The sequence below is a fragment of the Microbacterium sp. UNCCL10 genome, assembly GCF_000746195.1.
GTDB lineage: Bacteria > Actinomycetota > Actinomycetes > Actinomycetales > Microbacteriaceae > Microbacterium > Microbacterium saccharophilum.
The window spans coordinates 90,364-107,710 of sequence record NZ_JQKT01000007.1 but is presented as its reverse complement, the minus strand read 5'-3'; the positions used below and the strand labels follow the sequence as shown (position 1 = coordinate 107,710).

Below are 17,347 nucleotides of genomic sequence, written 5' to 3'. Positions count from 1 at the left end.
CCGTGGTCCGAGTATGAACCTTCCGCAGACGGCTCTCGAGGTGTCCGGCCTCCCCCTTCACCCCCTGGTCGTGCACGCGGTGGTCATCCTCGTGCCGCTGACCGCGCTCGCGCTCGTGCTGGGCGCGCTGTGGCCTGCCGCGCGCACACGCCTCGGCCTCGTGACGCCGATCGCCGCGCTCGTGGTGCTGGTCCTCGTGCCGGTCACGGTGCTCGCGGGCGAGTCCCTGAAGGAGACGGTGGGGCCGCTTCCCGCCGTCGAACGGCACGAGGGCTTCGGCCGGATGCTGATGCCGTGGGCGATCGCCCTGTTCGTCGTCGCGGCGGGGCAATGGGTGTGGCACCGCCGACTCCGCGCGCGGTTCGCGGAGTCCGCGCGCACCGCCGCGCGCGCGATCGACATCGCGCTGATCGTCCTCGCCGTCGTCGCCGCAGTGGGCAGCGTGGTCGTCGTCGTGCTCGCCGGGGAGTCCGGCTCGCGCGCGGTGTGGGGTTCGCTGGGCTGAGCCGGGCGGGCTCGGCGACTCCCCGACACGACAAAACCCCCGGAAATCCGGGGGTCTTGATCTGTAGCAGGAGCGGGGCTTGAACCCGCGACCTCACGATTATGAGTCGTGCGCTCTAACCAGCTGAGCTACCCTGCCGCGTGACACATGGAGGTGTTACGAGCCCCGAGTCAGGATTGAACTGACGACCCCTTCCTTACCATGGAAGTGCTCTGCCACTGAGCTATCGGGGCGTGCTGCCCGCGTGCGGGCAACCAGAACAGGATACCAGAGGCGCGGCATCCCTCAGTACTCGATCAGCCCTTCGTGTGCTCGTACATCCACGCGATCGGGTCGGTGCGCGTCGTGCCGAGCAGCACCTCGAAGTGCAGGTGCGCGCCCGTCGCCTTGCCGGTCGAACCCACCAGGCCGAGCACGTCCCCGGTCGACACGCGGTCGCCGGTCTTCACCTTCAGCGAGTTGTACTGCATGTGCGCGTAACGGGTGGACACCGGCTGGCCGTCCACGACATGGTCGACGACGACGGTCACGCCGTAGTCGCCGCCGCCCTCGGTCGCGATCCGCACGGTGCCGTTCGCGATCACGTGCACTTCCGCGCCCGCGCCCGGGGTCAGGTCGACCCCGCGGTGCGGCGAGGAGAACTGCGCGAGGTAGGACCCCGAGCCGTAGGCGGCGGAGATCGGCACGCCGACCGGGAACGGCCACTGGATCGGCGCCGTCGGGTCGCTGACCCACGTGCCGGCGAACTCCGTGACGCCGGAGGCCGCGGCGATGTCGGCCATCGAGGCGACGTCGTATGCTTCGGGCCGGTTGAGGGCGTCGGACTGCGTGTCGGATGCCGCGACGTACGCCTGGATCTCGTCCTGGGCCACCTCGGTGACGTGGGAGGCGACCGTGAGGTCTGCCGAGCCGTCGCTGACGGCGGCGACCGCGGAGGCCGGCGTCGTGATCCCCACGGCGAGGAGGCCGACGACGCCCATGACGCCGAGGGAGAAGGATGCGGCGGCGACACGCTTGAACGTGGAGCGGCGGGATGCGGCCGCCGGGGCGACGGATGCCGCGCTCACGGGCTGCGCGTCGGCCTCGGCGGCGCTGCTCGCGGCGCGCTGGACGGGAACCTCGGCGGTGAACGAGAAGAGGCGCGCGGCGCGCTCGAACTCGTCGACGAGGCAGTCGTCCTGCTCGCCCGTCTGCTCGGAAGCGGCGGTGAAGGCGGCGCCCGCGGGATTCCCGGTGTCCGCATCCGCCGGCGCATCCGACGGCGCCTGCTCGGCGCGGACCCGGCGTCGCGCCGGCGCAGCGGGAGCCAGCGCACTGTGTGCCGCGGCGGCGACGGCGACCTCGGCCCCGGCCACCTCGGCCTGCAGGCTCTCGACGAGGACCTCCGCCAGGACCGTCTCGGCGAGGGAGATCGAGGACCCCTCGGCCCGGTCGGCGCCCGGAGCGGTCTCGACACCCGCCGCGCCGTCCATCTCGGCCATCAGTCGACGCCATTCGGCACGCGTCATGGCACCCTGCGACGCCGGGGCGGGCGCGGAGGGGCGACGGCTGCGGCGCGTGGGCGCGCTGTCAGCCACATGGGCGTCGAGGGTCAAATGCTGGCTCTCGGGTCGGCCGCTCGGGTAAGCGGGTGTTTCGGGGGGTCTAGACCGTTCTTCGCTTCGGGTGCAAAGGTAACGATCGGGTAAACACTACCGCGACAATCCTGAGAGCGCCATGAGCGACCTACCGATATACCGCGCGTGTGATCTGCTCGAAAAGTTCCGCTCCGGCGGCGATCGTCATGTCCCGGCCGGGGGCTCCGTGCGGCTCTCCGCCGAGGACTCCGCCGGCCTCCGTGACGAGCAGGCCGCCGGCGGCGTGGTCCCACGGGTGCAGGCCTCGTTCGAAGTAGCCGTCGAGGCGCCCGGCGGCGACGTACGCCAGGTCCAGCGAAGCCGCGCCGGCGCGGCGGAGATCGCGGGCGAGCGGCATGACACGGCGCACCCGCGCCAGGTCGCCCTCGTGGGTCGCAGGGTCGTACCCGAACCCGGTGGCCAGCAGCGCACCGGCCGCGGAGGGCCCCGAGACCGCGAGCCGCTGGCCGCCGAGCCAGGCACCCCCGCCGCGGACGGCGTGGAAGAGCTCGTCATGCGACGGGTCGAACACGACGCCGACCAGCGGCATCCATTCGGCGGGGACCGGCTCGCCCGCGACGGCGGCGATGCTGACGGCGAAGTGCGGGATGCCGTACGCGTAGTTCACGGTCCCGTCGATCGGGTCGACGACCCACGTGACCTCGGTGCTGCCCCGCTCGGCGCCGGACTCCTCGCCGAGGAAGGCGTCGCCCGGCCGCTCCTCGGCGAGCCGGCGGCGGATGAGAGCCTCGACCTCGCGGTCGGCAGCCGTCACGATGTCGGCGACGGCCGACTTCGTCGCGGCGATCTCGACGCCCTCGAGGCGCCGGCGGACGGCGAGCGCCCCGGCCTCCCGAGCGATGTCGCGGGCCAGTTCGAGCAGCTCGTGCGCATCCACCATGGCTCTCACGGTACGCGCACTAGCGTGGTGGCATGACCGCACCGTACGACGTCGTCATCGTCGGCGGAGGGCACAACGCCCTCGTCGCCGCCGCGTATCTGGGCCGCGCGGGGAAGCGCGTGATCGTGCTGGAGCGGCTCGATCATCTCGGCGGTGCCGCCGTGTCGGAGCGGCCCTGGGCCGGCGTCGACGCGCGCCTGTCGCGCTACTCGTACCTCGTGAGCCTGCTCCCCCGCCGCATCATCGACGACCTCGGCCTGAGACTGGATCTGCGCCGTCGCCGGTACTCCTCCTACACGCCGGATCCCGCCGATCCGCGTCGCGGCATCCTGGTCGACAACGGGGATGCCGCGGCCACCGCGGCGAGCTTCGTCCGCACGACCGGAGATGCCCGGGAGTCGGAGCGGTTCCGCGCGTTCTACGAACGCCTGCAGCCGCTGGCCGGCGCGCTCTTCCCGACGGTGACGGAGCCCTTGCGTCGCGAGTCGGAGGCGCGCGCGGAGGCGCCCGACACCGACCTGTGGGATGCCGTGACCCGGCGCCCGCTCGACGGCCTCCTCCGCGACTCCTTCGAGACCGACCTGGCGCGCGGCATCGCACTGACCGACGGGCTCATCGGCACGTTCGCAGCATCCGACGACCCCTGGCTCAGCCAGAACCGGTGCTTCCTGTACCACGTGATCGGCGGCGGGACGGGCGACTGGGACGTTCCGGTGGGCGGGATGGGGCAGGTCAGCGGCGCGCTCGAGCACGCGGCGCGTGCGGCGGGCGCCGAGCTCCGCACCGGCGCGGTGGTCTCGTCCGTGTCCCCGGACGGCGAGGTCACGCTGGAGGACGGCGCCGTCATCGCGGGACGGCTCATCCTCAGCGGCGTCGGCCCGGCGGTGCTCGAGGGGCTCCTCGGGTCGCCGACGCCGGGCGGTCGGCCCGAGGGCGCGCAGGTGAAGGTCAACATGCTCCTTTCCCGCCTCCCCCGGCTCCGCGACGAGTCCGTCGGCCCGGAGGCGGCCTTCGCAGGCACGTTCCACATCAACGAGACGATGACCCAGCTGGATGCCGCGCACGACGCCGCGTCGGCGGGGCGCATCCCGGATCCGCTCCCCGCCGAGATCTACTGCCATTCGCTGACCGACCCCTCGATCCTCGGCGCCGAGCTCCGCGCCTCCGGCGCGCAGACGCTCACCCTGTTCGGATTGCAGGTGCCGCACCGCCTCGTCGCGGGTGCGGATGCCGACACGGTGCGCACGCAGCTGCTCGCCGCCGCACAGCGATCGCTGGACTCGGTGCTGGCGGAGCCGATCGCCGACTGCCTGTACGAGGCGCCGGACGGCACGCCGTGCATCGAGGCGCGGACCACCGGCGACCTCGAGCGGTCGCTCGCGATGGCCGGGGGCGACATCTTCCACGGCCCGCTCAGCTGGCCGTGGGCCGGCGACGATGATGCGCTCGAGACCCCGGCGCAGCGCTGGGGTGTCGAGACGGCGCACCCGCGGATCCTCGTCTGCGGGTCGGGGGCACGCCGCGGCGGCGCGGTCAGCGGCATCGGCGGCCACAACGCGGCGATGGCCGCACTGGAGATGCTCGGGCGCTGATCCCTACTGCGGAGGCGGCGGCGGGGGCGGGGGCGGGTAACCCTGGTACCAGGGCTGCGAGCCCTGCGGGGCCTGGTTCTGGGCCTGGTGCTGGGCCTGGTCAGGGCTCTGGTCCGGCGTCGACGGCGAGCCTGCGCCGAACGGTGCGGGCTGACCGGCGATCGCGGCGGGGTACCCCTGCGGGTAGGTCGGATGGCCGGTGTAATACGCGTTCCAGTCCGGGCTGCCGTCGGGCATGACGGGCAGCGGCGTGGCGCCGTCGCCGTACGTCGGCCACTGCAGGGCGGCCGGCGCGCCGGCGTAGGAAGCGGCGACGGGCGCGGGGCGCTCCTTCTTCGGCGCGAACAGCGCGTTCACGAGCGGCACGAGCGCCGTGCCGACCGCAGCGAGGATCGCGAGCGCGACGACCACGCGCCAGTACAGCGGCAGGAAGTCGACGTACTCCTCGACCATGAGCGGGACGATGAGCATGACCGCGAGGATGACGACGAGCGCGATCGTGACGTAGGTGACGATCGTCGTGAACGTCGTCTCGTGCCGGGCATGCGCCTTGGAGAACAGCCGGACGTGCAGCAGTGCGGCCTGGACGATCAGCACGATCAGCAGGAACTTCATGAACCGCTCGGCGCCGTCGCCGAAGTATTCGTCGCGCTCCGGCATCCAGATGAGGAAGGCGCCCAGCAGGAGGATCAGCACCCAGCTGACCATGCTCGCCAGGGCGAACCAGGCCGGTCGGCGCGGGGCGAGGTGGGCCTCGAGGATCGCGATGCCGGCGAAGCCCGCGAGCAGCAGGATCGTCAGGAAGGCCTTGCCCACCATGCCGTTCGCGTCGCCGATGAGCACCCACACGACGCACACGATGGCCGCGGCGATGAGCGCCCCGATCGCCACCCAGATCGAGGAGCGCAGGAGCTTGCTGGAGTTCGGTGACGTGATCGGTTCGGTCATCGGGCGTCCTTCCACCGTCGCGGGTGCGCGTGGCCTCCATCCTGGCATGACGGCCGACCCGGCGCGGGAGCAGTCCCCAGGTACCCGGGCCGACGCGTTTGGCCCGCGGCGAAAGGTCATCCGCGCCGGATGTTCATCCGCGCCGAATGGCGGGTGCGGGACCACGTCACCCGCACGTCGACGCGGATGAATCCTGAGGCGAAGGTTCATCCGCGCCGACGTGCGGGTGAAGGCGCGGCCTACCCGCAGTTCGGCGCGGACGAACGCCGCGGCGGGCGGCCCCGGGAACCCGGGGCCGCCCGGACGCATCAGGCGCGGACGGCGAACCCGCCGGTCCAGGCGACCTGCTCGCGGACGGCGAGCACCATCTGCAGGAAGCCGACGGCCTCCAGCTCACGCGCGCGCTTGAGGCTTCCCGCGTCGGCGACCGAGACGCCGCCGGCCGAGATGACCTCGGTGAGCTGCGCCTTCGCGGCTTCGTCGTCCCCCGAGATCACGACGGTCGTCGGCACGCCGCCGACCTCGCCGGAGAAGAGGGTCGCGGCGAAGTTGGTGTTGAACGCCTTGACGACCTTCGCGCCGGGCAGCGCGGCCTGCAGCTCTGCCGCCGCGGAGGAGTCGGCGGGGACGGTGAGTCCGTCGAACGTCGCGAAGTCCACCGGGTTCGTCACGTCGACGACCGTCGTGCCCTCGAGCTGCGAACCGTAGGTCGCGATGACGTCGGCGAGGGCCGGGTAGGGCAGCGCGAGGACGACGATGTCGCCGGTGAGCGCGTCGCCGAAGGCCGCGGACGTGCCCCCGACCTGCGCGGCGAGCTGCTGCGCCTTCGCCGCGTCGCGGGCGACGATCTGGACGGAGGCGCCGCCCTTCGCCGCGATGCCCGCGATCGCCGAGCCCATGTTGCCGGTTCCGATGACGGAGATGTTTGCCATGATGTCGTCCTCCACGTAGTAGAAAGTTGCAGGTGCAACTGTCTGATCCAACATGGTTGTAGATACATCTATTCCCGCCGATAGACTCGGATGGTCATGGCGTACCAGGTTCCGCGGATGGATGAGCTCGAGTCCCGAGCGTGGCTCGCGCTCGTCTGGACGTCGGAGCTGCTCCCGGCGGCCCTCGACGCGCAGCTGCAGGCCGACTCGGGCATCACGCACTTCGAGTTCATGGTGCTGAGCACCTTGCAGCAGGCGAACGGCGCCGCGCTGCGGACGAAGGATCTCGCGGCGGCGGTGAACGCCACGATGCCGCGCCTGTCCCGCGTCGTCGGGAAGCTGGCCGAGCGCGGACTCGTCGAGCGTCTCGGCGGAGACGGTGATGCGCGGGTCGTCAACGTCCACCTGACGACCGCGGGGCGCCGGGAGCTGGTCCGCGCCGTCCCCGCCCACATCGCGCTCGTGAAGCAGCTCGTCATCGACCGGCTGTCACCGACCGAGCTGACGGCCCTGGTCGGAGTGCTGGAGCCGCTCGTCGAACGCCTCGACCCGCAGAACCGCGTCGGGTTCGCGGCCGCGCAGCGGGCGTCTTCGGCCTGAGTCAGCCGGCCGCCACGGCGCGGCGCACCTCCGGGAGCACCTCCGTGGCGAGCAGCTCGATCGAGCGGAGCGTGTCGCGCTGGCTGAGCCCGCCGAGCCCGACCTGCGCGAGGAAGCGCGTGTGACCGAGCATCTCGTGCTCCCACAGGATCTTGTCCACGATCTCGGCCGGGCTCCCCGCGAACAGCGCCCCGTCCGGGCCTGCCCAGGTGTCCAGCGTCGCCCGATCGAGCACGCCGCCGCGCGGCATGTTCTCGGCGAAGTACGCGGCGTAGTGCGGGAAGAACGCGTCCCGGGCCTCCTGCGTCGTCCGGGCCGCGAAGAAGTGGGAGGTGACGCCGAGCTTCGGGGCCGCATGCCCGGCAGCGGCGGCGGCGTCGCGGTGCAGGGCGGCGAGGTCACGGAAGCGCCGCGGGGCGCCCAGGATCGCGAGGTACGTGGGCAGGCCGAGCGCGCCGGCCCGGACCGCCGACTCCGGCGTGCCGCCGACGGCGATCCACACCGGCAGCTCCTCCTGGAGGGGGCGCGGCCAGACGCCGGCATCCTGGAGCGGCTCCCGGGTCGTGCCCGACCAGGTCACGGGGTTCTCCGCGCGCACGGACAGCAGAAGGTCGAGGCGATCGTCGAAGTACTCGTCGTAGCGGCGCAGGTCCTGCCCGAACAGCGGGAACGACTCCACGTACGCGCCGCGCCCGGCGGTGAGCTCGGCCCGCCCGCCGCTCAGCAGATCGAGAGTGGCGAACTCCTCGAAGAGGCGCACCGGATCGGCACTGGAGAGCACGGTGACGGTGCTCGTCAGCCGGATGCGGTCCGTCTCCCGCGCGACGGCCGCGAGGACCATCTGCGGCGAGGAGACCGCGAAGTCGGGCCGATGGTGCTCGCCGACGCCGAACACGTCGAGGCCGGCCTGGTCGGCGACCCGGGCCCATTCCAGGATCTGCTCAAGACGGGCACGCGGATCCCCCGCTCCGCCCGCGCCACGGGTGAGCTCACCGAAGGTGAAGATGCCGATCTCGAACGGCGCGGCGGCGGTCACGGTGCGACAGCCGTGAGCTGCTGGGCCAGGAACGCGCGCACGTCCGCCGCTTCGCGCGCGTCGATGCCGTGCGCCAGGCCCGTGTAGGTGCGCGCGGTCGCGGTGGCGTGCGTCTGCAGCCAGGCCTCGGTGCACTCGACGGCGGCCGCGGTCATGACCCGGTCCTGGTCGCCGCGGCCGGAGAAGACGGCGGGGCGGGACTGCCGCAGCGCCTCGTCGGCGGGTTGCACCGCCGATTGGACGAAGCCGCCGAGGATGACGGGCGCGAGGACGCGCTCCGGTGCCGTGCGGAGCAGTTGGGATGCCATCAGGCCGCCCTGCGAAAACCCGATCGGCACGACCCGAGCCGAGGCGGGAAGCGCCGCATCCACCCACGACCAGATCGCAACGGTCGCGGCGCCCACGGCTGCCGGGTCGGGGTTGCCGGGCTCCGTGATGCGGAACCAGGCGTGCGCGCCCGGCGCCAGCGCGATCGGTGCGCGCAGCGACGCCCAGGGCACTCCGGCCGGCAGCGCGGAGGCCAGTGCGACCAGGTCCCGCTCGTTCGAGCCGTAGCCGTGCAGGAACACGGCGACCGCCGGGGGGCGGGCGTCTTCCCAGTCCGGAGAGGTGACGGCGTGCAGCATCAGCGGGCGAGGATGTCGTCGACGGAGTCGTCGGGGAGGGCGACGGTGACCTGGGTGTCCCACGGGTCGGACAGCACGATGCGACGCCCGTGATCGGCGAAGGCGAGCTTGTGGTGGGTCAGTCGCGCGGCGAGCGCGTCGAGGTCGTCCCGGGTGGGGACCGTGATGGCGACGTCGCCCAGGCCCAGGCTGGCGGCCCGCGGACCCGCTCCCCCGCTGTTCCACGTGTTCATGGCGACGTGGTGGTGGTAGCCCCCGGCGGACGCGAAGAGGGCGCCGGGGTAGCCGGTGACGGTCGTCTCGAATCCGAGCGCGTCGACGTAGAACGCGCGTGCCGTGGGGATGTCGCCGACCTGGAGGTGCACGTGACCGACCTTGCCGGCGGCCGCGGCGACGCCGTTGACGGCATCCTCGGTCAGATGCCGCTGCAGGTACTCGTTCGGGTCGAGGTAGAGCGTGGACATCTGCAGCTCGCCGTTGACGTACTGCCACGCGTCGCGGGCGCGGTCGACGTAGAGTTCGATGCCGTTGCCCTCCGGGTCGGTGAAGTAGAACGCCTCGCTGACGAGGTGATCGCTCGAGCCGGTGAAGCGGCTGCGCGGGTCCTGCGCGGCGCGGAGCACTGTCGCGGCGAGCGCGGGCGCATCGTCGAACAGGAACGCGGTGTGGAACAGGCCCGCCTGGCGCGGGTCGACGGCGGGGAGTCCGGGCGTACCGACCAGACGCATCATCGGCGTCGTCCCTCGCCCGAGCACGCGGTGCACCTCGGCGCCGCGGGAGCGCTCCTCGAGGGGCTCGAGCGCCAGCGCGTTCGCGTAGTAGGACGACATGAGCTCGAGGTCGCCGACGCGCAGGGTGACGGCGTCCATCCCCGTCTGCGCGTCGAGGGTGCGGTCGGGGGTCGCGGTCTGCGGGTTCGTCATGGCTTTCTCCGGGAGTGCGGCGGATGTTCTGTTGTATCTACAACTGTATGGGCCGACGATTCATTCCCGCGGATGCCGGAGGAATGCGAAGAGCCGCCGGATCTCTCCGGCGGCTCTTGGGTGTGGTGGCGAGTGAGGGATTCGAACCCCCGAATGCAGTGCAGTCTGATTTACAGTCAGATCCCTTTGGCCGCTTGGGTAACTCGCCGGGTGCGCACCCGCCCGGCTTGTGCAGTCGACCGGAGGCGCGATCATCCATATTACCTGCCGCGGCGGACCGCTCAAACCACGCGTTCCGCCCCTGCCGCGACGCGCTCCACGAACGACTCCACGCGGCGTCGCGTGCCGTCGATGCGACGGTCGACGGAGGCGCGGATCTCGTTGGGTGCCAGCGGCGCCGCGAGCCGCACGTTCTCGTGGCACGACAGGTCCGCGCAGACGTACGTGCCGACGCTGTCGCCGCGGATGCCGGCATCCCCCGCCCGGCGCGCGGTGAACAGCGCGACCTGATCGCCAGGCTGCATCGTGTGGCAGATGTTGCACAGCGCGGGTCTGCCGTGCCCCGAGCCGTCGGTCGCCCGCAGGACGATGCCCGTCACCAGGCCGCCGAGCTCCGTCAGCACATAGCCGCGACCGCGCGTGCGCGGGTCGCGCCAGGCGAGGAAGTCGAGGTGATCCCAGTCGACGAGGGGGAAGTCCAGCGGAACGGCGAGCCGCTCCTGTTCGTCCGGCGATGCGTTCACGAGTGCCGCGCGCACCTGCTCTTCGGTCAGGGCCTGCATCCCGACAGTCTACGAACCCACGGACGGGTGGGGTCGGGGTCGCGCCCCGGCAGGGGGGTCCCGGCTAGAATCGGCGCCATGGCTGACAGCTCCTTCGACATCGTGTCCAAGATCGACCGCCAGGAGGCGGACAACGCCCTCAACCAGGCCCGCAAGGAGGTCGAGCAGCGCTACGACTTCAAGGGCACCGACGCGTCCATCGAGTGGAGCGGCGAAGCCATCCTCATCAAGGCGAACAGCGAGGAGCGCGCCAAGGCCGTCCTCGACGTCTTCCAGTCCAAGCTCATCAAGCGCGGCATCTCCCTGAAGAGCCTCGAGACGGGCGACCCGGTCGCCGGCGGCAAGGAGTACCGCATCACCTCCACGCTCAAGGAGGGGATCTCGCAGGAGATCGCGAAGAAGATCGGGAAGATCATCCGCGACGAGGGACCGAAGTCGGTCAAGTCGCAGATCCAGGGCGACGAGCTGCGCGTGCAGTCCAAGAGCCGTGACGACCTGCAGGAAGTGCAGCGCCTGCTGAAGGCGGCCGACCTCGACGTCGACCTGCAGTTCACGAACTACCGCTGAGCCGGGCTCAGACCGGCATCCGCTCCCAGTCGACCTCGACGGCGGGCGGGTCCGCCCGCGACACCCGCGCCGGCAGCACCATGCCCGGCCGCGGCCAGCGACTGCGCGGGAACACGGCATCCACGGCCATCGTCACGGGTTCGCGGTCCGGCGCCGTCACGCGCACCTCCAGCCGGCACTCCTGGTAGCGGCCGCGCCGCGCCGGCTCGGATGCCGTGAGCACCTCGACCTCGCCGCGCACCGCTCCCGCGAGCGGGTCGCCGGTCACCCGCTCGAGCCACTCCGAGGTGTCGTCCATCAGGGCCTCCTGTGCCGACTTCAGCATACGGCCGCGGGGTGGACGATCAGTCGAGGGTGCCGGCGGTGAGCCAGCGCCGCAGCTGCGCGAAGGCGGCGGCTCGCGGCTCAGGGGCCGAGAGGAAGACGTCGTGGATGGCGCCCTCGATGCGGGCGATCGAGACATCGCGGCCGATCCGGGTGGCCGCCCGCGCGATGTCATCGACCATGAGCACGGCATCCGCCGACGTCATGTGCTCGCCCCAGGAGAACGGGTTCGTGGACGTCGTCGACAGCAGCACGAACGCGGGACAGCCGACGTCGACGCCGGTCGCGACGCGGGAATGGCCGGCGATGACGGCCGCGAGCCAGCCCGGGTGCGTGGCGAACCCCCGCTCCGGCCGCCACGCCTCGGGCCCATTCGGGTGGGTGCCGAGCTCGCGCTGCGCGCGGCTGTAGAAGCCGAGATCGACGCCGGGATGCGGCCCGAGCGGGTCGATGCGCGCCCGAGCCTGCACGAGCGGGGCGAGCGCCTGGCGCGCGAACGCGCCGGTCTGCAGTTCGAGCCAGGGGCTGTTCAGCACGAGAGCGGATGCCACGCCGGGATGCCGCGCGGCCCACAGGGTGAGCGTGAGCCCCCCGGTGGAGTGGCCCATCAGCACGAGGCGGCGCCGGCCCCGGCCGGGCATCGCGTCGAGCGCGGCCTCGATGTCGGCGTCGTACTCGTCGAGCGACGTGACGTATCCGGGCCGCTGTCCCTCGCGGAGGCTCCGCCCGTAGCGCCGCAGGTCGAGGGCATGGAAGCGCGCGCCGAGCCGATTCCAGAATCGTGCGAGGTCGGTCTGGAAGAAGTAGTCCGACCAGCCGTGCACGTAGAGCACGTCGACATCCCCGAGCGGCTGCAGAGCGGATGCCACGGGGTTCGGCAGCCGGCGCACCAGCGTGGCGACGAGCTCGCCGCTGCCGTCGTCGTCCAGCGGGAGGGTGCGCTGCCGGAACGAGCCACCGAGGATGTCGGGACCCCACGCGGACGCCATGGCGCCAGCCTATCGGGGGGTGCCCGATCCAGCCCCTCCCTACCCAGCCCTGCCCTCGGCTCGCGGCGTCGCTCCGGGACGCCTCGGGAGGAGATGACGCGTAGGGAGGTCGAGTTCGGCGTTTTCGTCCTCCCCTGGTGTCATCTCCTCCCCGAAGCCCGGTGAAGTCCCTGCGCCACGGCGCGCATGATCAGCTCCTGGCCCTCCGGCCATCCGTCGATGACCTGCCGATAGCCGATGCGGATGACGTGGTACCCGAGCAGCATGAGGGCGGCGTCGTGCGCATTGTCCGCCGCGCGCTGCGCTCCGACGTGGTGCCCGCCGTCGACCTGCAGGACGAGGCGGTCGCCGATGAGCAGGTCGACGCGGTGCCCGTGGATCCAGATCTGCCGCCGCAGCGGCAGGCCGAGCCAGAGCAGCCTCGGGACGACGAGCGTCTCGAGGCCGGAGTCGGACCAGACCTCGGCCTCGTCGAGCAGTCGCCGAGCGGATGCCAGGAGTGCGAGGCGGCCGAGGAGCTCCCGGCGCACGAGACCCTTCTGCAGGGCGGACTCCCAGACCGCGAGCGCGGACTCGAACGGCTGGCACGCCGCGACCGCGGCCAGCACGTTCTCGATGGGGTCGGCGAGCGCGTCCGGATGCCGCGGCACGACCGGGCGCGCCCAGTGGACCATGGCCGTCGACGTCGGCGCCCGGCCGGCGTGCGGCGGCGCCGCGACATGGCACCGGGCATCGTCGGAGAGCACCCACAACCCGAGGCGGCGGGCCTGCGTGACGCAGGTCAGGACGACGTTGCTTCGCGCGCAGGAGACCAGTAGCGCATCGGCATCCGGTGTCGGCTTCACGCGTACGAGGTGACCTCGTTGCACGAGCCGCTCGACCTCGCGGCGCCCGACGCCACTGCGGTTCAGCGTGCTTGTCCGCGCGACGCCACCGCGACTGCGCACCTGGGCCACGGCATCCGGCATCCGGCATCCCTCCAGAGTGGCTGGGGCGCGGGCTGCGCGCGTCGCCAGCCGGGCATCCGTGGCGAAACCGCCGCATCCCCCGCCTGGGGAGGAAGCTGCGACGGGGCGCTCGGGAGGAGATGTGCGCTGCGGAGGTCGGATCCGGCCAATTCGGACGCACCGCGCCCGGGCCCGCGCCCGACTACTCGCCCCGGGAGACCCGGACCATCTCGTCGCGGTCGACGACCTTGACGCGGGCGCGCTCCTGCGGGGCGCCGAGCCCGACCTCGTGCTCGTCGAGGCGGTGCCAGCCCTCGAGATCGGTCCAGCGCACGCCGCGCGATGCGAGGAGGGCCGGGATCGCCTCCTCCGACGGGTCCACGGGCTGCCACCATGACCCCTGGTCGTTGATGAGGTGGCGGATCGTCTCCATCGCGTCGGACTTCGTGTGGCCGATGAGGCCGACCGGTCCGCGCTTGATCCAGCCGGTGGCGTAGACGCCCGGCACGCGCTCGTTGGAGTCCTTGCGCAGCACCTGGCCCTCGTGGTTCGGGATGACGCCGTGGCGCTTGTCGAACGGGACGCCGGGCAGCGGCGAGCCGAAGTAGCCGACGGCGCGGTACAGCGACTGCACCGGGACCTCGCGGAACTCGCCGGTTCCGACGACGCCGCCCTCCCCGTCGGGTCGCGTGCGCTCGTACACGAGCGCCGCCACGCGTCCGTCGGCATCCTTCTTCACTTCGACGGGCTTCGCGTAGAAGTGCAGGTGCAGGCGGCGGCTGGCCTCGCCGCCGGCGTTGTTGACGCTCGGGCGCTGGCGCCACGACTGCAGTACGCGGTCGATGACCATGACCTGCTTGTTCGATGCGATCGCCGCGCGCGACGCCTCGTCGTAGTCGAAGTCCTCGTCGTAGACGACCATGTCGACGTCGCGGAGCTCGCCGAGCTCCCGCAGCTCGAGGGGCGTGAACTTCACCTGCGCGGGGCCCCGGCGGCCGAAGACGTGCACGTCGGTGACCGGCGATGCCTTGAGGCCCTCGAAGACGTTGTCCGGGATCTCGGTGGGCAGCAGGTCCTCGGGGTGCTTGGCGAGCATGCGGGCGACGTCGAGCGCGACGTTGCCGTTGCCGAGCACCGCGACGGATGCCGCATCCAGCGGCCACTCGCGCGGGAAGTCGGGGTGCCCGTCGTACCAGCTGACGAAGTCCGCCGCACCGTACGACCCCGCCGCGTCGATGCCGGCGATGTCGAGGTCGGCGTCGCGGATCGCGCCGGTGGCGAAGATGACGGCGTGGTAGTGCTGCTTGAGGTCGTCGAGGGTGATGTCCTCCCCGAAGCGCACGTTGCCGAAGATGCGGATGTCACCGCGGTCGAGCACATCCCGGAGCGCCGTGATGATGCCCTTGATGCGCGGGTGGTCGGGCGCGACGCCGTAGCGGACGAGCCCGTACGGGGCGGGCAGCTGGTCGAAGAGGTCGATCGACACGTCGAACTTCCGCTCCGCCTTCAGCAGGATGTCCGCGGCGTAGATGCCGGCGGGTCCGGCGCCGACGATGGCCAGCCTGAGCTTGGTCATGGGGTCCTTCCGAGGGTGGTGCCGGGCGAGCGCCCGATGTCAGCTGGAGCGGTCGACGACGACGCGCGAGAAGCGCGTCAGAGCATCGCGCACGGGTCCGTCCGGCAGTGGTGCGAGCGCCGCGATGGCCTGCTCGGACCACTCGACCGCGAGGCGACGGGTCGCCTCGGTCGCGGCATGGTCGCGCAAGCGACCGAGAGCGTCGTCCAGGATCGCGGGGTCGGCGCCGTCGGCGATGCGGGCGACGCCGTCGTCGATCGTCGCCTTGAGTTCACGGGATGCCGGGTCGGCGGCGCGGCCGAGGAGGAGATAGGGCATCGTCGGGACGCCGGCGCGCAGATCGGTGCCGGGAACCTTCCCGGTCTCCTCGGGATCCGCCGACAGGTCGATGACGTCGTCGAGGAGCTGGAAGGCGACGCCGACCTTCTCGCCGAACTCCAGCACCGCGTGCTCGTACTCGTCCGGCGCTCCGGAGAAGACGACGCCGGCCTGGGCGGCGGCGGCGATGAGCGACCCGGTCTTGTCGGCGAGCACCTGGATGTAGAAGTCGACGGGGTCATCCCCCGCCTGCGCCCCGACGGTCTCGTGCATCTGGCCGAGCACGAGGCGCTCGAAGGTATCGGCCTGCATGCGGATGGCCCGCTCGCCGATCTGCGCCATGAGCTGGCTCGCCCGGGAGAACAGCAGGTCGCCGGTGAGGATCGCGACGCTGTTGCCCCACACGGCGTGCGCGCTGGGGACCCCGCGACGCACGTCGGCGCCGTCCATGACGTCGTCGTGGTACAGCGATCCGAGATGGGTCATCTCGAGGGCCGCCGCACCGGAGATGACGTCGTCGTTCACGCCGCCCCCGAGCTGGGAGGTGAGGAGGGTCAGCATGGGGCGGAGGCGCTTGCCGCCCGCCTCGTACAGGTAGCGGGTCGTCGCGTCGGCGAGCGCGTCGCTCACGCGCAGCTCGACGGCGAGGGTGTCCTCGACGCGCGTGAGGCCGGCCTCCACGATGTTCGCGAGTTTCCGCATCCGCGGGCCCACGAAGATGCGCTCGGTCATGCCGAGGCTGCTGGCCAGCTGCGAGCTGGACGCATGGGATCGCGGGGTCACCCTCACAGCCTACCGGGGTGCGCGCAGGCCCGGTCTGCCGGAACGGGTCTGCGGCGGGGTGCGCCGTTCAGCCCCGCGGGCGGTGCGCGCGGTGCAGCGCGACGATCCCGAATGACAGGTCGCGGTGGGCGACGTCGACCCAGCCGGCATCCCGGATCCATCCGGAGAGCGTGGCCTGGTCGGGCCAGTCGCGGATCGACTCGTTGAGGTAGTCGTACGCGTCCGCGTTCGAGCTCACGCCGCGGGCGACGAGCGGCAGGATGCGGTCGTTGTAGAAGCGGTACAGCGCGCGGAACCCGGAGCGCGGCGGGTGCGAGAACTCGCAGATCACGAGCTTCCCGCCCGGCGCCGTCACGCGCAGCAGCTCGGCGAGCGCCTTCTGCGGGTCGTTGACGTTGCGCAGGCCGAACGAGATCGTCACGGTGTCGAACTCGCCGTCCGCGAACGGCAGGTTCGTGGCGTCCGCCTCGACGAAACGCAGGTTCGGGATGCCGCCGTGCCGGCGCCGCCCCTCCGCGATCATGCCGGGCGAGAAGTCTGCGGCGACGACCTCCGCGCCGCTGCGGGCGAGGGAGACCGAACTGGCGCCGGTGCCGGCGGCGAGGTCGAGGATCTTCTGACCGGGCCTGGGGGCGATCGCGCGGGTCGTGGCGATCCGCCACAGCCGGTCGTTGCCGAGGCTCAGGACCGTGTTGGTGCGGTCGTATCCGGCGGCGACCTCATCGAACATGCCGCTGACGCGTGCGGGGTCTTTGCCGAGATCGGCGCGATGCGGCTGTTCAGTCACCGTTCGAGTCTATGTCGGCCAGCACCGCGAGCCAGCGGGCGGCGGCGGCATCGTCGAACGGGGCGACGCCGGCCGTGACCTGCGCCTCCAAGTCGAGCGCCACCTGCTCGAGGCGTGCGACGACCTCGGCCGGGTACCCGTACCGCACGCGGTGCTCGTCCCAATCGTCGCGATCGTCGATGAAGATGCCGCGTTCGTCGAGCGCCTTCACGACGTCGAGGTCCATGTCGATGCCCACCGGTTCGCCCGCCTCCCACCCCACGCCCCACGCGACGTCGATGTAGATCCACACGCGCGGGTGGCTGAGGTTGAAGGTCGCCGCGTACTCGCCGCCCGGCGGGATGAGCGTGACGTTCGGCCCCTCCGCCACGACGTCGCGGCCCGGGCGCCAGCTGCGCGCGCCGGCGCGCTGCCCGACCCAGTCGCCCCACTCATCGGCACCGAGGTACACGCACTCGTGCACCCAGTGCGGGGAGCCGTTCCACTTGGTCCAGCGGAAGGCGAGCGGGCTGCCGGGGGCGGGGCGATCGGTCACGGTGCGAGTCTGGCAGGTCGGCAGGAGCCCCGTCCGGCAGCGCCCCGGATAGGCTGGAGG

The 17,347-nt window shown here is 72.0% G+C and carries 19 protein-coding genes and 3 tRNA genes; 4 read left to right on the top strand and 18 right to left on the bottom strand.

Annotated features, from left to right (window positions below; translation table 11 throughout):
- The first annotated feature begins 13 nt into the window (after nt 1-13).
- Nucleotides 14-505 (top strand): DUF2231 domain-containing protein, encoded by a 492-nt coding sequence (locus BR85_RS00690; protein ID WP_028496939.1) that lies wholly within the window; start codon nt 14-16, stop codon nt 503-505.
- Nucleotides 506-569: 64 nt separating this feature from the next.
- Here the strand turns inward: BR85_RS00690 and BR85_RS00685 are convergent.
- The 4 genes from BR85_RS00685 to BR85_RS00670 all read right to left on the bottom strand — a co-directional run bounded on the left by BR85_RS00685 (nt 570) and on the right by BR85_RS00670 (nt 3,022).
- Nucleotides 570-643, bottom strand: a tRNA-Met gene (locus BR85_RS00685).
- A gap of 23 nt (nt 644-666) precedes the next feature.
- Nucleotides 667-738 (bottom strand) — tRNA-Thr (locus tag BR85_RS00680).
- 63 nt (nt 739-801) lie between these two features.
- Nucleotides 802-2,013, bottom strand: coding sequence for a M23 family metallopeptidase (locus BR85_RS00675; RefSeq protein ID WP_081782804.1), 1,212 nt, complete (start codon nt 2,011-2,013; stop codon nt 802-804).
- A 217-nt stretch (nt 2,014-2,230) separates the two neighbouring features.
- Nucleotides 2,231-3,022: an inositol monophosphatase family protein gene (locus tag BR85_RS00670; protein ID WP_028496941.1), complete on the bottom strand. Its 792-nt coding sequence runs from the start codon at nt 3,020-3,022 to the stop codon at nt 2,231-2,233.
- A gap of 32 nt (nt 3,023-3,054) precedes the next feature.
- Here BR85_RS00670 and BR85_RS00665 point away from each other — a divergent pair, with 32 nt between their 5' ends.
- The gene (locus BR85_RS00665; protein ID WP_028496942.1) at nt 3,055-4,614 is read left to right on the top strand and encodes a phytoene desaturase family protein; all 1,560 of its coding nucleotides are present in this window, start codon (nt 3,055-3,057) and stop codon (nt 4,612-4,614) included.
- 3 nt (nt 4,615-4,617) lie between these two features.
- On the opposite strand, the gene BR85_RS00660 is transcribed toward BR85_RS00665, so the two are convergent.
- Nucleotides 4,618-5,562, bottom strand: a complete 945-nt coding sequence (locus tag BR85_RS00660) for a hypothetical protein (protein WP_051526380.1) — start codon at nt 5,560-5,562, stop codon at nt 4,618-4,620.
- Between the two features lie 308 nt (nt 5,563-5,870).
- Nucleotides 5,871-6,494, bottom strand: a complete 624-nt coding sequence (locus BR85_RS00655; RefSeq protein WP_028496944.1) for an NADPH-dependent F420 reductase — start codon at nt 6,492-6,494, stop codon at nt 5,871-5,873.
- Nucleotides 6,495-6,590: 96 nt separating this feature from the next.
- On the opposite strand from BR85_RS00655, the gene BR85_RS00650 reads away from it, so the two are divergent.
- Complete coding sequence (locus tag BR85_RS00650; RefSeq protein ID WP_051526381.1) at nt 6,591-7,094, top strand: MarR family winged helix-turn-helix transcriptional regulator; 504 nt, start codon at nt 6,591-6,593, stop codon at nt 7,092-7,094.
- A 1-nt stretch (nt 7,095) separates the two neighbouring features.
- Here the strand turns inward: BR85_RS00650 and BR85_RS00645 are convergent, their stop codons facing one another.
- The 5 genes from BR85_RS00645 to BR85_RS00625 form a co-directional block, all read right to left on the bottom strand.
- Nucleotides 7,096-8,130, bottom strand: coding sequence for an LLM class flavin-dependent oxidoreductase (locus BR85_RS00645; protein WP_028496945.1), 1,035 nt, complete (start codon nt 8,128-8,130; stop codon nt 7,096-7,098).
- Nucleotides 8,127-8,756, bottom strand: coding sequence for an alpha/beta hydrolase (locus tag BR85_RS00640; protein ID WP_036273026.1), 630 nt, complete (start codon nt 8,754-8,756; stop codon nt 8,127-8,129). Before BR85_RS00640 ends, BR85_RS00645 begins: the two co-directional genes overlap by 4 nt.
- The gene (locus tag BR85_RS00635; RefSeq protein ID WP_028496946.1) at nt 8,756-9,679 is read right to left on the bottom strand and encodes a VOC family protein; all 924 of its coding nucleotides are present in this window, start codon (nt 9,677-9,679) and stop codon (nt 8,756-8,758) included. Before BR85_RS00635 ends, BR85_RS00640 begins: the two co-directional genes overlap by 1 nt.
- A 123-nt stretch (nt 9,680-9,802) precedes the next feature.
- Nucleotides 9,803-9,887 (bottom strand) — tRNA-Tyr (locus BR85_RS00630).
- A 73-nt stretch (nt 9,888-9,960) separates the two neighbouring features.
- Nucleotides 9,961-10,461: an FBP domain-containing protein gene (locus tag BR85_RS00625; RefSeq protein WP_028496947.1), complete on the bottom strand. Its 501-nt coding sequence runs from the start codon at nt 10,459-10,461 to the stop codon at nt 9,961-9,963.
- 78 nt (nt 10,462-10,539) lie between these two features.
- Here BR85_RS00625 and BR85_RS00620 point away from each other — a divergent pair, with 78 nt between their 5' ends.
- Nucleotides 10,540-11,028 carry a YajQ family cyclic di-GMP-binding protein gene (locus tag BR85_RS00620; RefSeq protein ID WP_028496948.1) on the top strand — a complete coding sequence of 163 codons (489 nt, stop codon included), beginning with the start codon at nt 10,540-10,542 and terminating at the stop codon, nt 11,026-11,028.
- 7 nt (nt 11,029-11,035) lie between these two features.
- Here the strand turns inward: BR85_RS00620 and BR85_RS00615 are convergent, their stop codons facing one another.
- The 7 genes from BR85_RS00615 to BR85_RS00585 all read right to left on the bottom strand — a co-directional run bounded on the left by BR85_RS00615 (nt 11,036) and on the right by BR85_RS00585 (nt 17,287).
- Nucleotides 11,036-11,326 carry a hypothetical protein gene (locus tag BR85_RS00615; RefSeq protein ID WP_155947982.1) on the bottom strand — a complete coding sequence of 97 codons (291 nt, stop codon included), beginning with the start codon at nt 11,324-11,326 and terminating at the stop codon, nt 11,036-11,038.
- Between the two features lie 46 nt (nt 11,327-11,372).
- Nucleotides 11,373-12,341: an alpha/beta hydrolase gene (locus BR85_RS00610; RefSeq protein WP_028496950.1), complete on the bottom strand. Its 969-nt coding sequence runs from the start codon at nt 12,339-12,341 to the stop codon at nt 11,373-11,375.
- Nucleotides 12,342-12,481: 140 nt separating this feature from the next.
- Nucleotides 12,482-13,309 carry a DUF559 domain-containing protein gene (locus BR85_RS00605; protein WP_028496951.1) on the bottom strand — a complete coding sequence of 276 codons (828 nt, stop codon included), beginning with the start codon at nt 13,307-13,309 and terminating at the stop codon, nt 12,482-12,484.
- Between the two features lie 181 nt (nt 13,310-13,490).
- A complete protein-coding gene (locus tag BR85_RS00600; RefSeq protein ID WP_028496952.1) occupies nt 13,491-14,864 on the bottom strand; it encodes an FAD-dependent oxidoreductase in 1,374 nt (457 codons plus the stop codon).
- A gap of 39 nt (nt 14,865-14,903) precedes the next feature.
- A complete protein-coding gene (locus BR85_RS00595) occupies nt 14,904-15,914 on the bottom strand; it encodes a polyprenyl synthetase family protein (protein ID WP_092896883.1) in 1,011 nt (336 codons plus the stop codon).
- Nucleotides 15,915-16,032: 118 nt separating this feature from the next.
- Nucleotides 16,033-16,752 (bottom strand): class I SAM-dependent methyltransferase, encoded by a 720-nt coding sequence (locus BR85_RS00590; protein WP_028496954.1) that lies wholly within the window; start codon nt 16,750-16,752, stop codon nt 16,033-16,035.
- Nucleotides 16,745-17,287 (bottom strand): DUF402 domain-containing protein, encoded by a 543-nt coding sequence (locus BR85_RS00585; RefSeq protein WP_028496955.1) that lies wholly within the window; start codon nt 17,285-17,287, stop codon nt 16,745-16,747. The genes BR85_RS00590 and BR85_RS00585 overlap by 8 nt, the downstream gene beginning before the upstream one ends.
- Nucleotides 17,288-17,347: the final 60 nt, after the last annotated feature.

What these genes read in the sequence shown, in the direction of transcription:
- BR85_RS00615 (WP_155947982.1), bottom strand. Translation starts at nt 11,326, where the DNA reads ATGGACGACACCTCGGAGTGGCTCGAGCGGGTGACCGGCGACCCGCTC.
- BR85_RS00690 (WP_028496939.1), top strand. Translation starts at nt 14, where the DNA reads ATGAACCTTCCGCAGACGGCTCTCGAGGTGTCCGGCCTCCCCCTTCAC.
- BR85_RS00655 (WP_028496944.1), bottom strand. Translation starts at nt 6,494, where the DNA reads ATGGCAAACATCTCCGTCATCGGAACCGGCAACATGGGCTCGGCGATC.
- BR85_RS00600 (WP_028496952.1), bottom strand. Translation starts at nt 14,864, where the DNA reads ATGACCAAGCTCAGGCTGGCCATCGTCGGCGCCGGACCCGCCGGCATC.
- BR85_RS00620 (WP_028496948.1), top strand. Translation starts at nt 10,540, where the DNA reads ATGGCTGACAGCTCCTTCGACATCGTGTCCAAGATCGACCGCCAGGAG.
- BR85_RS00625 (WP_028496947.1), bottom strand. Translation starts at nt 10,461, where the DNA reads ATGCAGGCCCTGACCGAAGAGCAGGTGCGCGCGGCACTCGTGAACGCA.
- BR85_RS00650 (WP_051526381.1), top strand. Translation starts at nt 6,591, where the DNA reads ATGGCGTACCAGGTTCCGCGGATGGATGAGCTCGAGTCCCGAGCGTGG.
- BR85_RS00605 (WP_028496951.1), bottom strand. Translation starts at nt 13,309, where the DNA reads ATGCCGGATGCCGTGGCCCAGGTGCGCAGTCGCGGTGGCGTCGCGCGG.
- BR85_RS00640 (WP_036273026.1), bottom strand. Translation starts at nt 8,756, where the DNA reads ATGCTGCACGCCGTCACCTCTCCGGACTGGGAAGACGCCCGCCCCCCG.
- BR85_RS00610 (WP_028496950.1), bottom strand. Translation starts at nt 12,341, where the DNA reads ATGGCGTCCGCGTGGGGTCCCGACATCCTCGGTGGCTCGTTCCGGCAG.
- BR85_RS00665 (WP_028496942.1), top strand. Translation starts at nt 3,055, where the DNA reads ATGACCGCACCGTACGACGTCGTCATCGTCGGCGGAGGGCACAACGCC.
- BR85_RS00660 (WP_051526380.1), bottom strand. Translation starts at nt 5,562, where the DNA reads ATGACCGAACCGATCACGTCACCGAACTCCAGCAAGCTCCTGCGCTCC.
- BR85_RS00595 (WP_092896883.1), bottom strand. Translation starts at nt 15,914, where the DNA reads ATGACCGAGCGCATCTTCGTGGGCCCGCGGATGCGGAAACTCGCGAAC.
- BR85_RS00635 (WP_028496946.1), bottom strand. Translation starts at nt 9,679, where the DNA reads ATGACGAACCCGCAGACCGCGACCCCCGACCGCACCCTCGACGCGCAG.
- BR85_RS00675 (WP_081782804.1), bottom strand. Translation starts at nt 2,013, where the DNA reads ATGACGCGTGCCGAATGGCGTCGACTGATGGCCGAGATGGACGGCGCG.
- BR85_RS00670 (WP_028496941.1), bottom strand. Translation starts at nt 3,022, where the DNA reads ATGGTGGATGCGCACGAGCTGCTCGAACTGGCCCGCGACATCGCTCGG.